Source organism: Weissella sp. LMG 11983, assembly GCF_025908495.1.
Lineage (GTDB): Bacteria > Bacillota > Bacilli > Lactobacillales > Lactobacillaceae > Weissella > Weissella fermenti.
The window spans coordinates 112,441-126,293 of sequence record NZ_JAOZFD010000001.1 but is presented as its reverse complement, the minus strand read 5'-3'; the positions used below and the strand labels follow the sequence as shown (position 1 = coordinate 126,293).

Genomic DNA, 13,853 nt, shown 5'->3' with positions numbered 1-13,853 from the left:
TCGTTTGATATGAAGCTTTTTTCATTATTAAAAGTCTGATAAATAGGAATGTTTTCTATTTTTTCGGTCTTTTTTTAAAACGAATTTTATTAAAGACCATTTCAAAATGTGCGAATATGGTTATCGTTTACTTTTAGTCAACGAAGGGAGATAGCGAATGTCGACAAGAAAAAACTTAATTAGTCGGAGTAGATTTTATATTTTTGGATTCGCAACAGCCTTAATCATACTCATTTGGTGGGCCAGTCTTTATTCCAGTGTGGTTCAAATCGCAACAGCATCCTTAGTGCTGCTAGGTATATTTACAAGTTTGGTTCTGCCAGGTTTGCTCATCACGTGGTTAGGATTGATTTATTTGGTGGTTGGTGTGTTAACACTGATGATCGGATCGTTTGTCATGGGCATACCAGAAAAAATACTCTTGTTAATTGCTTTTCCGGCATCGTTATTTTTGACGAACGGACGTCGGACAATTGTTGGTGACTTAAGTTGGCTAATGGCCAACGAACGACATGTTGCGTCATTTACCAAGAATTATCATCCTGGTTTGAATCTCCAGCGCTCATATAATGCCAACAAAATTTTTGAAAAGTCAGTCAGTCGTTTTGGTGCATATCCTGGTTTAGCCAATGTTTGTATGGACGTGACTGGTATTCAATGGGCGCACAGTGAACAGTACCGTCAGTTTAATGCCAATCAATACGATGCTGTTATCCACGCAGTAGCGAGCGTATTGAAGCAAAAGCGCTTGCCATCTGAATTCCTTTACATTTTAGATGATGATATGTTTTTGATTTTGTCGTTCAGGTTGCCACGAGAAACAGTTACTGGTTTGACTGATGAGACGAAGATGGCGTTGTCAGAAATTATGGTTGGTGATTACAAACCCCAATTTCAATGGGGACACACGTTGATTACAGAGGATAACGCTGAAAAATATCAAACGTTACCAGATGCATTGAAACACATTCGACGTGAAATGGAAACCGATCTTGTAACGGAATATATGAAGAAGGAGATCGAACATGATTAATATCTTTTTTTGGATTGCGCTAGTGATTAGTGTTGTATTTTTGGTGCTTGCGGCAGTATTATTTGTTGCCCAATGGACCATTTATTCACGCGTTGAAGCAACAATGTGCAAGTTATGGGGACAAGAAAGTGAGGCACAATGATACACCAATTTTTATTGATTACAACGTTGTTTTCGATATGGTTGTCATTAACGATGGCAATGGTTACGTTGTTTGGGGCCGTTCACTTTTGGCTTAAAAACAGTACAAAAGAGACAGAAATAACACCGCTAAAACGTTACCCCACGATATCTATTGTCGTCCCAGCTCACAACGAAGATGTTGTTATTGCGCAAACAATGACGGCGCTCTTGAACCTGAATTATCCACCAGAAAAGGTGGAACTGCTGTTGTATTCAGATAATTCGACGGATCAAACGGCAACTGAGATGCGTCGTATCAAAGATTTGCCTGAGAATCAAAACCGCAATATTGTCATTGTCGAGCGAACGGGAAAAGGCGGCAAAGCCGGTGTGTTAAATGACTCTCTACAGGTGGCAAACGGTGAATTCATTGCAGTTTATGATGCAGATGCCATGCCAGAACGGAATGCATTGTACTTCCTGGTTCGTAAAGCATTAGAAGACCCGGAGCGCCATGTGGCAGTCTTTGGGCGCAACAAGACGCGCAATGCGAATCAAAATTTATTGACGCAATTTATCAATCAAGAGATTGTTGTGACGCAGCGCATCCAGCACATTGCGATTTGGCATTTATTTAAGATTGGTCGTATTCCAGGCACGAATTTTATTATTCGAAAAGATTATGTGACCGAAATTGGCGGTTGGCGAGATGGGGCATTAACGGAAGACACGGATATTTCGTTCAAGATTATGCAGAGTGGTAAGCTAATTGCTTTGGCCTATAATTCTGAGGCTTTTCAACAAGAACCTGAGCATATCAGAGATTACTATCATCAGCGACTGCGTTGGGCCAAAGGTAACTATCAAGTGGTGATTAATAATATTAAGCATCTCTTCGATCGAAGTAACTGGCGCGTCAAAATTGAAACGTTTTACTACTCCGCAACGTTCTTTTGGTTCAATGCCGCAATTCTGTTGTCGGATATCTTGTTTGCGGTAAATGTTGTGTTTTACGTTATTGGTTTGTTCAATCCAACGATTACGATACCGTTCACGTTTGGCACGACGAATGTCTTACTGGCGCAAATTTTATTATGTAATTGGGTCTTGATGATTTTGTTATATGTTTTGCAGATTAATATTGCCATGTCTACCCAGTTCGGTCAGGCGACGACAAAACAAATCTGGTTATCATTTTTGTCGTACTTTACCTATACACAACTATTCATGGCGGTTTCAGTGCATGCAGTTGCGCAAGTTATCGGCGACAGTCTTTTCCATCGAAATGGTAATGTCTGGGTTAAGACAAAGCGATTTAATGATTAGTTAGTGAGGTTTAAATGGTATTACATAGAAGATTATGGTTGGCAGTATTGGCGGTTATTTTGGCGTTTTCAGCCATTTTGGTTTATGTTCGCGTTAATAATGAGCAGGCGGTTGCACGTGATACCTATGAAACCTGGCGTGAAACATTCGTCGTGAAAAATCACGGGGGTGCATCCTATGTGAATGCGGGTACGGCTAAGCAACCGGTGGCAATGTCAGAAGCGCAAGGAATGGGGATGCTGATTACTGCGCGCGCAGGCCGTAACGGTTGGTCAAAGCAAGCGGACTTTGACAGTTTGCTGGCTTATTATCAACGACATCGCGATGGTGATACGTACTTAATGAGTTGGCGTCAGCAACTCAAGCAAGGTGAATGGCATAACAATCAAAATAGTGCCACTGATGGTGACTTGTATATTGCGCAGTCGTTGATAACGGCGGCTAAAACTTGGCCCAAGGCAGCTGGAGAATATCACCGGCTGGCCCGAAAAATTGCAGCTGATATTTTGCGTTATGAATATAACGACACAGCAAAAATGGTTACCGTCGGAAATTGGGCAACTGCGGATAGTTGGGCTTATGATGTGATGCGCTCATCTGATGTGATGCCAACGGTCTTTAATGCGTTAGCTACCACGACAGGTGATGACCGTTGGCGAGCGATTTCAAATAGTATGTTGGATAAATTGCAGACGTTGAGTGACCAACATCAGCAGGGTTGGTACCGGATTTTTCTATTATTGAAAAAGATCGCATTCGCCCAGCCCAACGTGACGAAGTATCAACTAAGGCTGATGGTACGTATGACTATAACGCAGCGCGGGTTCCGATGATGCTGGCCAACGCAAGCGATGCCCGTGCCCGTAAAATTAAGGGCCGAATGATGCACTTCTTTGCGCAACAACAAACGTTGGTAGCTGGCTATCGTTTGAATGGCCAAGCGACAAAAAAATATGAATCATCGGCCTTCCAAGCGCCAATTTTCAATTTGGCTACGAACGCTAACACCGCAGATGCTGAAGTGCTGTACCGCAATACGGCAACTGTTTTAAACAAATCGGTGGCGCAACAACCTTATTATGATGCAACGATCACAGCACTAGTGGCTGTAGGAGGATTTAGAAATGATTAAAGTGATGACTGTTTTTGGCACCCGGCCTGAAGGAATAAAAATGGCGCCGGTTATCAAGGCGCTTGAAAATGATGATACAGTGACACCAGTGACGGTTGTGACTGGTCAGCATCAAGAAATGTTGCAACCCATTTTAGATATTTTCGATGTTAAGCCGGATTATGATTTGGCAATTATGGAGCCTAAGCAAAGTTTGGCTAAAATTACGAGCAAAGTTTTGCTAGGGATGGACGACATATTAACAGCTGAAAAACCAGACGTCGTTTTAGTTCATGGTGACACGAGCACGACGTTAGCGACAAGTATGAGTGCGTTTTTCCACCACATCCCGGTGGGCCACGTCGAGGCTGGGTTGCGAACGTGGGATAAGTACTCACCGTTTCCGGAAGAAATTAATCGCCAAATAACAGATCGCATTGCAGATATGTATTTTGCACCAACGCGATTAAGTGCCAATAATTTGATTCAAGAAGGTGTCGAGACAGATAATGTTTTTGTGACCGGAAATACCGTGATTGATGCCTTACATTACACGTTAAATAGAGATTATAAAAACCCTGTTTTGGACCAAATTCAGCCTGAACAAAAAATGGTGCTACTAACGATGCACCGACGAGAAAATCAAGGGGCGCCAATGGCTCGTGTCTTTAGAGCAATTCGGGATGTCGTGCTTGAAAACCCTGAAGTTGAGGTTGTGTATCCAGTGCACTTGAGTCCAGCTGTGCAATCAGTCGCAACTGAAATTTTGGGTGATATTGACCGGGTACATTTAATTGATCCATTAGATGTTGTCGATTTTCATAATTTAGCTGCCCGAAGTTATCTAATTTTAACGGACTCAGGCGGCATTCAAGAAGAGGCGCCTTCATTGAATGTACCGGTACTTGTTTTGCGAGATACAACTGAACGACCAGAGGGGGTCGATGCGGGTACATTGCGCTTAGTTGGTACGGACTACCAGACAGTTAAAGATGCCGTTGAAGGTCTCCTTCATGATGAGACACAATATCATGACATGGCAGATAATACGAATCCTTATGGGGATGGTCATACCGCTGAACGGATTGTGCATCTTATTAAGCAGTTTATGATGTAAGTGTGTTTAATTCTTAAACCCACAGTAAAACATACCGAATCCAGGTGTTTATATCAGTTTTTCATTTAAGAGTTAGTTATAATAACCACAAGGAACTAACTAAAGGGAGTAATGAACTATGACAGAAGCAAATTTGGATACCAAAGCATTGTTGGAGAAGTACTTGCGTGATTCACACGTTTTGAACTTGGCAACAGCTGTTAACAACCGTCCATCTAACCGTGACGTCTTCTACTTGACGCCCGATGAGTTGACGGACTACATTTACATCACAACGACGCGCAACTCAAACAAGATGGCTGAAATTGAGGCTAATCCATTTGTTGCGTTCACGACGGTGCCAACTGATGAGGACAATGGGGTAGTCACATCAAACAAGGCTGAAATTCATTTAACGGACAAGTCAATTGATGACGTCGCAGAATTGATTGAAAACCAAATTCCAAACTGGATGGATGTTGCTGGAGAAGCAAAGGACAGCTTTGTCGTATTGAAGTTGTCATTCAGCTCAGTTAAGATTTTCGGTGATCAAGGCATCAGCTCTTTGTTGTTGAACGAAGAAGGCGTTGCTGAAGAAGCAATGTAATAACGTATTGAAAAGGATGTCCAACTGGGACATCCTTTTTTGATTAAATGCCTATTCGACAAATCGGACACTTGGCGTTATACTAACCTTACATTAGAAAATAATGAGGGAGGAATGCTAATTATGGCGGTTCAAGATATTACGGATGCAACATTCGACAAAGAGACAAATACAGGGGTAACGTTGACTGATTTCTGGGCAACGTGGTGTGGTCCTTGCCGCATGCAATCACCTGTTGTTGAAACGGTGGCTGAATCAATGCCTGAAGTAAAGTTCAACAAGATGGATGTTGATCAAAACCCTGCCACGGCCCAAGAATTTGGTATCATGGCGATTCCAACGCTCCTTGTAAAGAAGGACGGCGAAGTAGTTGAACGCTTGACTGGTTTCACACCAGCGCACCAACTAGAAGCAATTTTGGCAAAGTATGCCTAACAATTAACGAGATGCATCAAGCATCTCGTTTTTTAATGCGGTAAAATAATCTTATCTATTAAAGATTGGACAATACTGATGAAACCACTGAATGAAACTGAAATTGCACGTTTAGCAGCGCTAGATATCTTTGACAAAATTGATCAAGGTGACTGGTACCAATATGGCAAGGAACCGCAACTGCAAGCCATTACACAAGGTGCTTTCCAAAAGGTGCAACTGATGAATGACGTTGCGAAAACGGATATGGGTGAAGCAACACATTTGTTGCATGAATTTTTGCCAGGCATGGCTGCATCAGCTTCAATTACGTTCCCCGTGAATACCATCGAGTATCCAGAACAGTTGGTTCTCGGTGAAGACAGCTTCATTAATGCCAATCTGCAAATTGTCAGTGCTGGTAAAGTAACGATTGGTAAACATGCCTTCATCGGTCCGAATGCACAATTTTTCACGCCAAATCATCATCCACATAACGTGGCTTTACGTCGCGAAGGGTGGCAGTATGATTCCCCAATTACAATTGGGGATGATGTGTGGTTTGGTGTGTCGGTGATTGTCCTGCCGGGTGTGACGATTGGTGACAATGTCGTCGTTGGTGCTGGCAGTGTGGTAACGAAAGATGTGCCAAGTAATACGATGGTTGCGGGTAATCCAGCCCACGTCATCAAAGATTTAACGCAAGAATAAGCAAAAGCCGGCGGTATCTCGTAATTGATACCGCCGGCTTTTGATTTAGTTTGTCTTTGCCCAAACGAATCCCTTGCTGGTAATGTTCGTTGGTTGTGGAATTTGAATGTTCGGATGATCCGCGATGTAGTCACCGATTAAATCAGCCGTTTCGATTTGCACTTCACGGACAACCTTGTCGATGCTGTACATTTTGTAGTTACCCGTACCAGTTGCACGGTAGTTGTTCATCGTGACCTCAAATGTATCCGTCATCGACATTGGTTGGTTGTTAACCTTCAATGCCGTCACGCGGTTGCCGGCAGGACGACTGAAATCAAAGGTGTAATCAATACCACTCCAAATATCATAGTTGTAGTGTTGTACTTTAGGTTCGAGAAAACGTGGATTAACAATCAATTCACCATCTACCGTGACATCAAAGTAGCGCCCACTAATTTCCAGGGCATCCTTGATATCCTGGCCGGTCAACTTTTCAACGACTAGCGTATTTGGATAAATGTAATTGGTCATGACATCACGACGCGTCACTTCATTAGGTAGCCCACGGACTTCGTCATTGAATAACGCGGTGTTTGAAATATGCGTACCAGTCGCAGCCATTTGCACTTGATTCACTAATTCAATGAACGGGTGATTATTCAAACGCGCTTCGAAGTGCTTGGTAACCTGCATATTGTCACCAACCGTACCAATCGCGGTATCCAACCAGTCGTTAACTTGGTCGTTCAATGGTGCGACCAAATCAAGAATGGTCGGCTCCTCCTTGAAGTTACCCGTCGCAATTAGCTGGGCATTGGCGTGATTAATGTGTAATTGTTCATCCAAATCAAGTTGAATGGCGCCCACATATTCCGCACGATATCCAGGTTGGGTAGTTGGCACACCGTCAACAACTTCAGCAATCGCACGGTGTTGGTGGCCAGTAATCAGCGCATCGACCCCTGGCATTTTCAAAAGCTCATAACCTTGGTTTTCTGTCGTCAAATGCTCCAAAGCAGCGCCAGTCTGCAAATCACGTGAGAAACCACCGTGATAGGCAATCACCAGCACATCCACGTTGGGACGTAGCTCAGCCACATAGCGTTCAGCCGTTTTAACTGGATCAGCAAAGACCAAGCCACGGATATTATCTGGGTGCTCCCAATGTGGAATATAAGACGTCGTAAGACCAATGACCCCAATGCGGACATGGTTGCGGTTGATGATGGTGTAGGGCTTGCCGATAAAAGGTAGGCCAGTTGTCTCATCGAGAATGTTGGCGTTCAACAAATTTCAACGTCAGTCATCGCTGACGCTAGGTAATCACGGCCGTAATTAAATTCGTGATTACCTAAAATGCGAACATCAAAACCAGCAGTGTCCGCCAAGTGCTTGTAGATTGGCAAATCAGCGCGGTCCATTTTTTCAATATAGTTGGTCAACGGTGACCCTTGGATAAAATCGCCGTTGTCGATGGCAATTACCACGTCATCCGGCGCAGCGTGTGTCCGCAACTCATTCATCACAGTGACGGCGCGAGACAAACCTAGGCGGGTATTCAAAAGTGGTCGGCGAAAGTCATCAGCACGGAAATAACCGTGAACGTCTGATGTTGAAACCAACGTGACATGCATGATAATGCCTCCATTAAAATTTGTGTTACTTAATAATCAGAATACCGCAAATGCGACTAATTTAAAATACATAAGAGCAACTAACGCTAAGGTGTTATTTTTCGGACGAAATACTTTGACCAAGTTTGACCTGTTAGGGCTAATCATTGGTTAACTTACTTTAAAGATAGGCGTTTCGGGTCAGTGACACACATAACGTCCGTTACGTAACGAACAAAAAATAAGAAAACACTTTCGAACGATAATTATCATGCTATACTAACGGAAAGTTAGGTTGATGACGACAATGTCATTACTAAGATTATGTTGAGGTATGGGGGAACAATCGTGGAAGTAAGGTTTGAGCATGTCACGTTAACGTACAGCAATGGGGTTGAGGTGCTACATGATATGGATTTTGAGCTACCGGATGGTGAATTAATTGCCCTGCTAGGACCAAGTGGTGGTGGAAAATCGACGACCTTGAACTTGATTTCAGGTTTGCTACAAGCGACGACGGGCCGAATTTATTTTGGTACGAATGACGTCACTAAAAAGGATGCCTTGCAGCGTGGTGTGGGGATGGTATTTCAAAATTACGCCCTTTATCCGCACATGACGGTGTTGGATAACATCATTTTCCCGATGAAGATGGCGAAAGTTGATAAGGCGACGCGTGAAGCCAAAGCAAAGGAGTTGGCCAAGTTGGTCCGCGTGGATGATCAACTGAACAAGAAGCCCGGTGCACTATCTGGTGGGCAACAACAGCGTGTCGCCATTGCCCGTGCATTGGCAAAAGAACCAACGGTCTTGCTCCTTGATGAGCCATTGTCTAATTTGGATGCGCGTTTGCGTGTTGAGATGCGTGAAGAAATCCGCCGTATTCAACAAGAAACCGGTATTACCACAGTATTTGTGACACACGACCAAAGCGAAGCGATGCACGTGGCTGACAAAATTATGGTTTTGAATGATGGGGTGATTCAACAGTTCGATTCACCACAAACGCTGTACCAAGACCCAGCCAACCAGTTCGTGGCCCGCTTTATTGGTGATCCAGTCATTAATGAAGTGCCAGCAACGGCCTTGCGTGATGTCCTGAGTTTGCCAAACAATGCTGTCACGGTTGGTATCCGTCCTGAGGCCATTCAAGGGCTTGTACCCGGTCAGCCAACGTTAGCTGTTGAAGCGCAACACGTACGCGCATTCGGCCGTGACCGTCAAGCAACCTTGCAACTCGGCGAACATAAGTTGGTCTCAACGGAATTGACGATCGCTACCAACCAAGTGTCATTGAATCCACGGGGGGTATTCGCCTTTGATGCACAAGGTGTTCGCTTGCCATTAGGGGGTGAATAGGCATGATGAATCAAACCAAGCCAACGTGGCGTGATAATTTAAAGGCGCTGGCCTACTTGGCTCCTATGCTGCTGATTATTGCGGTGTTCAGCCTGTATCCGATTATCAAAAGTTTAGCGATGAGTTTTTACACCGACTATAACTTTTTCACAAATCAGGTCAACGCAGTGGGGTTCGATAACTTCCAAACACTGTGGCAAGATAATGATTTTCATCTCGCCGTTTGGAATACGATTATTTTCGTCGTTGGTGTTGTGCCGGCTGAAATTATTATTTCGTTGGTTATCGCGGTGTTATTGAATCAAATCAAGCGCTTAGCTGGCTTTTTCCGCACGCTGTACTTCATGCCATTCGTAACCAGTGTTGTAGCCATCTCGATGGTTTGGCGTTGGATTTACAACAAAGATGCCGGCCTATTAAACTATTTGCTCGGTTTCGTCGGTGTGCACCCAATTGATTGGTTGAATGATCCACATTATGCCATGCCAGCGTTAATCATTTTGGCAATCTGGAAGGGACTCGGCTTTAACATCTTGCTCTTCTTGGTGGCACTCAATAACGTAGATAAGCGCTTGTACGATGCGGCCATGCTCGATGGTGCGAACAGCTGGCAACGTTTCTGGCACGTCACACTCCCAATGATTTCACCAATGACATTTTTGGTAACGGTGAATGCAGTGATTGGATCATTCAAGGTGTTTGATGAAATTTTCGCCTTGTTCGGTGGTCAACCTGGCCCCGGCCACAGCACGTTAACGGTCGTTTACTACTTGTATCAAATGTTCTATGAGCAAAACAAGTACGGCCTCGCCGCAGCTTCTGGTGTTGTCCTGTTTGTGATGATTTTGGTGGTCACCTTGTTCCAACTTTGGTGGAGCAAGAAGCACGTGCACTACTAGGAGGGCGCCATGAAAACAAAGAAAACAATTGTTTATGTCATTTTGACGCTTGGTGCCATCACGATGTTGTTGCCGTTCTTCTGGATGGTATCAACGGCATTCAAAACCGGCTTTGAAGCCTTACAAACGCCACCAACATGGTTGCCTAAGCACATGCAATGGTCCAACTGGGTGCGTGCATGGCATGCAGCCCCATTTGCCACGTACCTCGTGAACTCAGTTGTCGTTTCACTAACGACCACCGTTGGTCAGTTGGTGACGTCAATTCTGGCGGCTTTCGCGTTTGCCAAGTTGAATTTCTCAGGTAAGAAAGTCTTATTCACAATTCTCTTGGCGACGATGATGGTGCCAGGTGAAATGTTAATCATTCCAAACTTCGTCACGTTGTCAGAAATGCATTTGGTCAACACGTATGGGGCGTGATTGTGCCATGGTTGGCATCATTCTTCTCGGTATTCACGCTCCGTCAAAGTTTCGCCAGTGTGCCGGATCAGTTGTATTACGCCGCACGATTGGACGGTGCCAGCGATTGGCAATTCCTCTGGCGTGTGTTGGTGCCAAATGCTAAATCAACCATCACGGCCATCGGATTGTTGCAAATCATTGGTAGTTGGAATTCATTTATGTGGCCATTGATTGTGACGAACACTGAGGGGATGCGTACGCTACCGGTTGGGTTGCAAGCTTTCTCGAGCGATTCTGGGGTGCAATACCCAGAACTCATGGCGGCCTCAACGTTCGTTATTTTGCCAATGGTCATCATGTATTTATTGTTGAACAAGTACGTGGTTGCCGGCATTTCAAATACAGGTATTAAAGGTTAAATAACCGACTGTTCACAGCATGTTTGTGAACGGTTTAGTGATGAGAAACAATTGTTATCACTAAACTGTTCAGAAATATCACAAGGGCCCTGTGGTATGCCTGACAGTCATTAATTGTTAGTTATGTGGGAAAAAAGGGGAACTTTTAACATGAAGACTTGGACAAAATTGTTCGCAGGTTCAGCTGTATTGGCATTGACATCAGGCGCATTCGCAACGGCGGTTCCAACGGTTGCCAGTGCTGCATCAAAGCCAACGAAGATTACATTCTGGCACGCCATGACGGGAAACTACGCCAAGGCATTGGACGAACAAATTAAGGCATTTAACGCATCACAATCAAAGTATGAGATTGTTGCAACTGCCCAAGGTGACTACACAACGTTGAACCAAAAGGTCATGGCGGCTGCCAAGTCAAAGACCTTACCTGACATGGCTCAAGCAACATACACCCAAGTGCCGGACTACGCCAAGAACGGTATCGTGACAAACATGGATAGCCAAGTTAAGGGCAAGGATGGTCTTTCAAAGGCTGATTTGAAGAACATCTACCCTGGATTCTTGGAACAAGCCAAGTACAAGGGATCATATTACGCAATGCCATTCTCAGCATCAGTGCGTGTGATGTTCTACAACAAGTCAATCTTGGATCAATACGGTTTGTCAGTGCCAAAGACTTGGGATGATGTAGCGAAGATGGCGAAGGTCTTGAAGCAACACAACATTGCCGCCGTCGGTTATGACAAGTCATTTGATATGGAATGGAACTCAATGGTTCGCGCTGCCGGGGTCAAGTTGGTCACGCCTTCTGGTAAGGTCAACATCAACTCAAAGAAGGCTGTCGCAGCCGCCAAGACAATCACGGATATGGTCAACAATGGGGAAGCGTTGACCGCTGGTTCTGACATTTACGGTACGACAAACTTCGTCAATGGTAAGACGGCCTTGTCATTCTCATCATCAGCTGGTATTTCAGCAACTAAGGCTGCAGCACCACAAGGCTTCGATTGGGGTACGGCAGTGATGCCATCATACGAAGGTAAGAACGCTACGATGTTGGCTGGAAACAACTTGGTCACGACGGCCCAAGCGTCAAAGAAGGAACAAGTTGGTGCGTTTGCCTTTATGAAGTTCTTGGCATCTGATAAGCAAACTGAAAAGTGGGCCGAAGACACTGGCTACTTGCCAATTACGAAGAAGGCTGCCAAGTCAGCGTCATACAAGGCTTACTTGAAGGCTAACCCATTAGCGAAGGCTGCTTCAGATTCATTGCCAGGGGCCTTTTCTGACACGGCCTTCTTGGGTTACCAAGAGTACCGCACGGACTTGTTGAGCGCCACTGATGCGATGCTGACGAAGAAGACGGCGCCTAAGGATGCCTTGGATACATTGCAAAAGCAAACGCAAAAGATTGTAAAGGAAAGCAAGTAACATGACGACCACGGTAACAGTACTAAACGGTGTTGATACCATCGGTGGAAACGTGGTGTCCTTTGAGACGGCCCAAGCGCGTGTGATTATGGACTTCGGTATGAACTTTGCGCCGGCCGACACACGCCCAGATGATTTGCTGGCGAGCGGCGTGTTGCCCGATTTACCTGACTTATTTTCAGATGCAAAAGCAACTGACCAGGAAACGGCCATTTTTGTGTCACATCTCCATTTGGATCACATGGGGGCGTTGCAATATTTGACCAAGCCAACGCCGGTGTACATGAGTCCAGAGTCGGCCAAGTTGTATGCTGAGTTGATTCGTCAAGGTGTTGAATCAGCACCGAATGCGCAAATCAAAGTGATTATGACTGAGGCGCCAGTTAAAATCGGGGACTTGTCAGTGCAAGCATTCTTATCGGACCACGATGCCATGGGGGCTTATATGTTCGAAGTCACCGACGGCAAGCACCGCTTCGTGCATAGTGGGGATGTTCGTTATGATGGTTGGCACCCAGAACGTGTGACGGCCTGGACCAACTATTTGCACGAACATCAATCAGATTTGTTCTTCATTGAAGGGACCGAGTTCTCATTCGACGCTGACCCAACCCGGCAACGTCGTACCGAAGCGAATGTATTGGCTGACCTGTCAGCGGCCATGACGCAAAAGGAACTGGTGGTAATCAATCCCTATGAGCGCAATGTTGAGCGGTTGATGCGCCTGCAAGCGATTGTTCATGATTTCGGTCGCGAATTGGTGTGGGACGCACGCTTTGCGGGGATTCTAAAAGCGATGGGACGCGAGGATGTCGTGACATTTGGTGAAGATGTCACTCTCAATGAGATTATGGCGAACCAGCAACATTACGTACTGCAAAACCGCTTTGATGACATCGCGTTGCTCGACCATTTCGACCGTTTCAGCTATTTACACATGAATGGTGAACCGCTGGGTGATTACGATCCGCGTTATGCTGAGCTAGTCGCCTATCTCGAAAAGCGTGGTGTCGCACTACAAATTGCCGGTGCAAGTGGTCACGCGACAACGGATGACTTGTTACGCGTTGCAGCTGAAGTGAACGCTAAGGTCACGTTGCCTTGGCACTCGTTCAAGCCGGAACGTGAAGCGCAAGCGTTGCATAATATGGGTCTTGAAACCTATCTGCCAAAAAAGGGCGAGACGTTCACATTTGAATAATAACGAAATGCTACGTGATGATGAATTGCGTAGCATTTTAGTTTTGTGCAGTTGAAATTGGTAAGGTAGGGCGTATCATTAAACATAACGTTGACTTTTATGAGGAAAGTTCTAATATTAATT

General features: G+C 44.9%; 15 protein-coding genes and 1 pseudogene. 14 read left to right on the top strand and 2 right to left on the bottom strand.

Annotated elements, in window-relative coordinates:
- Positions 1-346: 346 nt before the first annotated feature.
- The 9 genes from OIT45_RS00790 (at position 347) to OIT45_RS00750 (ending at position 6,421) form a co-directional block, all read left to right on the top strand.
- On the top strand, positions 347-1,033 hold the full coding sequence (locus OIT45_RS00790) for a hypothetical protein (RefSeq protein WP_264339770.1): 687 nt from the start codon (positions 347-349) through the stop codon (positions 1,031-1,033).
- Complete coding sequence (locus OIT45_RS00785; RefSeq protein WP_199404439.1) at positions 1,026-1,175, top strand: hypothetical protein; 150 nt, start codon at positions 1,026-1,028, stop codon at positions 1,173-1,175. The genes OIT45_RS00790 and OIT45_RS00785 overlap by 8 nt, the downstream gene beginning before the upstream one ends.
- Entirely contained in the window at positions 1,172-2,482 is a 1,311-nt protein-coding gene (locus OIT45_RS00780) for a glycosyltransferase family 2 protein (protein ID WP_199404440.1), read from the top strand. The genes OIT45_RS00785 and OIT45_RS00780 overlap by 4 nt, the downstream gene beginning before the upstream one ends.
- A 38-nt stretch (positions 2,483-2,520) precedes the next feature.
- Positions 2,521-3,315 carry a glycosyl hydrolase family 8 gene (locus OIT45_RS00775; RefSeq protein ID WP_264339769.1) on the top strand — a complete coding sequence of 265 codons (795 nt, stop codon included), beginning with the start codon at positions 2,521-2,523 and terminating at the stop codon, positions 3,313-3,315.
- Entirely contained in the window at positions 3,312-3,614 is a 303-nt protein-coding gene (locus OIT45_RS00770) for a hypothetical protein (RefSeq protein ID WP_264339768.1), read from the top strand. Before OIT45_RS00775 ends, OIT45_RS00770 begins: the two co-directional genes overlap by 4 nt.
- A complete protein-coding gene (wecB, locus tag OIT45_RS00765; protein ID WP_199404442.1) occupies positions 3,607-4,710 on the top strand; it encodes a non-hydrolyzing UDP-N-acetylglucosamine 2-epimerase in 1,104 nt (367 codons plus the stop codon). Before OIT45_RS00770 ends, wecB begins: the two co-directional genes overlap by 8 nt.
- Positions 4,711-4,828: 118 nt before the next feature.
- Positions 4,829-5,296 carry a pyridoxamine 5'-phosphate oxidase family protein gene (locus OIT45_RS00760; protein ID WP_199404443.1) on the top strand — a complete coding sequence of 156 codons (468 nt, stop codon included), beginning with the start codon at positions 4,829-4,831 and terminating at the stop codon, positions 5,294-5,296.
- Positions 5,297-5,419: 123 nt separating this feature from the next.
- Positions 5,420-5,731 (top strand): thioredoxin, encoded by a 312-nt coding sequence (gene trxA, locus OIT45_RS00755; RefSeq protein ID WP_135797623.1) that lies wholly within the window; start codon positions 5,420-5,422, stop codon positions 5,729-5,731.
- A gap of 78 nt (positions 5,732-5,809) precedes the next feature.
- A complete protein-coding gene (locus OIT45_RS00750) occupies positions 5,810-6,421 on the top strand; it encodes a sugar O-acetyltransferase (protein WP_199404444.1) in 612 nt (203 codons plus the stop codon).
- A 45-nt stretch (positions 6,422-6,466) separates the two neighbouring features.
- On the opposite strand, the gene OIT45_RS00745 is transcribed toward OIT45_RS00750, so the two are convergent.
- Together OIT45_RS00745 and OIT45_RS00740 are read right to left on the bottom strand one after the other, a co-directional pair.
- On the bottom strand, positions 6,467-7,690 hold the full coding sequence (locus OIT45_RS00745) for a bifunctional metallophosphatase/5'-nucleotidase (RefSeq protein WP_264339767.1): 1,224 nt from the start codon (positions 7,688-7,690) through the stop codon (positions 6,467-6,469).
- Positions 7,687-8,037, bottom strand: a complete 351-nt coding sequence (locus OIT45_RS00740) for a metallophosphoesterase (protein WP_264339766.1) — start codon at positions 8,035-8,037, stop codon at positions 7,687-7,689. Before OIT45_RS00740 ends, OIT45_RS00745 begins: the two co-directional genes overlap by 4 nt.
- A gap of 327 nt (positions 8,038-8,364) precedes the next feature.
- On the opposite strand from OIT45_RS00740, the gene OIT45_RS00735 reads away from it, so the two are divergent.
- From OIT45_RS00735 to OIT45_RS00715, 5 genes and pseudogenes are all read left to right on the top strand, one after another.
- Positions 8,365-9,375 (top strand): ABC transporter ATP-binding protein, encoded by a 1,011-nt coding sequence (locus OIT45_RS00735; protein ID WP_135798645.1) that lies wholly within the window; start codon positions 8,365-8,367, stop codon positions 9,373-9,375.
- Between the two features lie 2 nt (positions 9,376-9,377).
- Positions 9,378-10,274, top strand: coding sequence for a carbohydrate ABC transporter permease (locus OIT45_RS00730; RefSeq protein ID WP_199404446.1), 897 nt, complete (start codon positions 9,378-9,380; stop codon positions 10,272-10,274).
- A 9-nt stretch (positions 10,275-10,283) separates the two neighbouring features.
- Positions 10,284-11,098 (top strand): annotated as a pseudogene (locus OIT45_RS00725) (carbohydrate ABC transporter permease).
- 150 nt (positions 11,099-11,248) lie between these two features.
- Positions 11,249-12,529, top strand: coding sequence for an ABC transporter substrate-binding protein (locus tag OIT45_RS00720; RefSeq protein ID WP_199404447.1), 1,281 nt, complete (start codon positions 11,249-11,251; stop codon positions 12,527-12,529).
- Position 12,530: 1 nt separating this feature from the next.
- On the top strand, positions 12,531-13,730 hold the full coding sequence (locus OIT45_RS00715; RefSeq protein ID WP_199404448.1) for an MBL fold metallo-hydrolase: 1,200 nt from the start codon (positions 12,531-12,533) through the stop codon (positions 13,728-13,730).
- Positions 13,731-13,853 lie beyond the last annotated feature (123 nt).

Excerpts from the sequence above, each read along its gene's own strand:
- OIT45_RS00785 (WP_199404439.1), top strand. The coding sequence starts at position 1,026 with ATGATTAATATCTTTTTTTGGATTGCGCTAGTGATTAGTGTTGTATTT.
- OIT45_RS00780 (WP_199404440.1), top strand. The coding sequence starts at position 1,172 with ATGATACACCAATTTTTATTGATTACAACGTTGTTTTCGATATGGTTG.
- OIT45_RS00770 (WP_264339768.1), top strand. The coding sequence starts at position 3,312 with ATGATGCTGGCCAACGCAAGCGATGCCCGTGCCCGTAAAATTAAGGGC.
- wecB (WP_199404442.1), top strand. The coding sequence starts at position 3,607 with ATGATTAAAGTGATGACTGTTTTTGGCACCCGGCCTGAAGGAATAAAA.
- OIT45_RS00760 (WP_199404443.1), top strand. The coding sequence starts at position 4,829 with ATGACAGAAGCAAATTTGGATACCAAAGCATTGTTGGAGAAGTACTTG.
- trxA (WP_135797623.1), top strand. The coding sequence starts at position 5,420 with ATGGCGGTTCAAGATATTACGGATGCAACATTCGACAAAGAGACAAAT.
- OIT45_RS00750 (WP_199404444.1), top strand. The coding sequence starts at position 5,810 with ATGAAACCACTGAATGAAACTGAAATTGCACGTTTAGCAGCGCTAGAT.
- OIT45_RS00740 (WP_264339766.1), bottom strand. The coding sequence starts at position 8,037 with ATGCATGTCACGTTGGTTTCAACATCAGACGTTCACGGTTATTTCCGT.
- OIT45_RS00730 (WP_199404446.1), top strand. The coding sequence starts at position 9,378 with ATGATGAATCAAACCAAGCCAACGTGGCGTGATAATTTAAAGGCGCTG.
- OIT45_RS00720 (WP_199404447.1), top strand. The coding sequence starts at position 11,249 with ATGAAGACTTGGACAAAATTGTTCGCAGGTTCAGCTGTATTGGCATTG.
- OIT45_RS00715 (WP_199404448.1), top strand. The coding sequence starts at position 12,531 with ATGACGACCACGGTAACAGTACTAAACGGTGTTGATACCATCGGTGGA.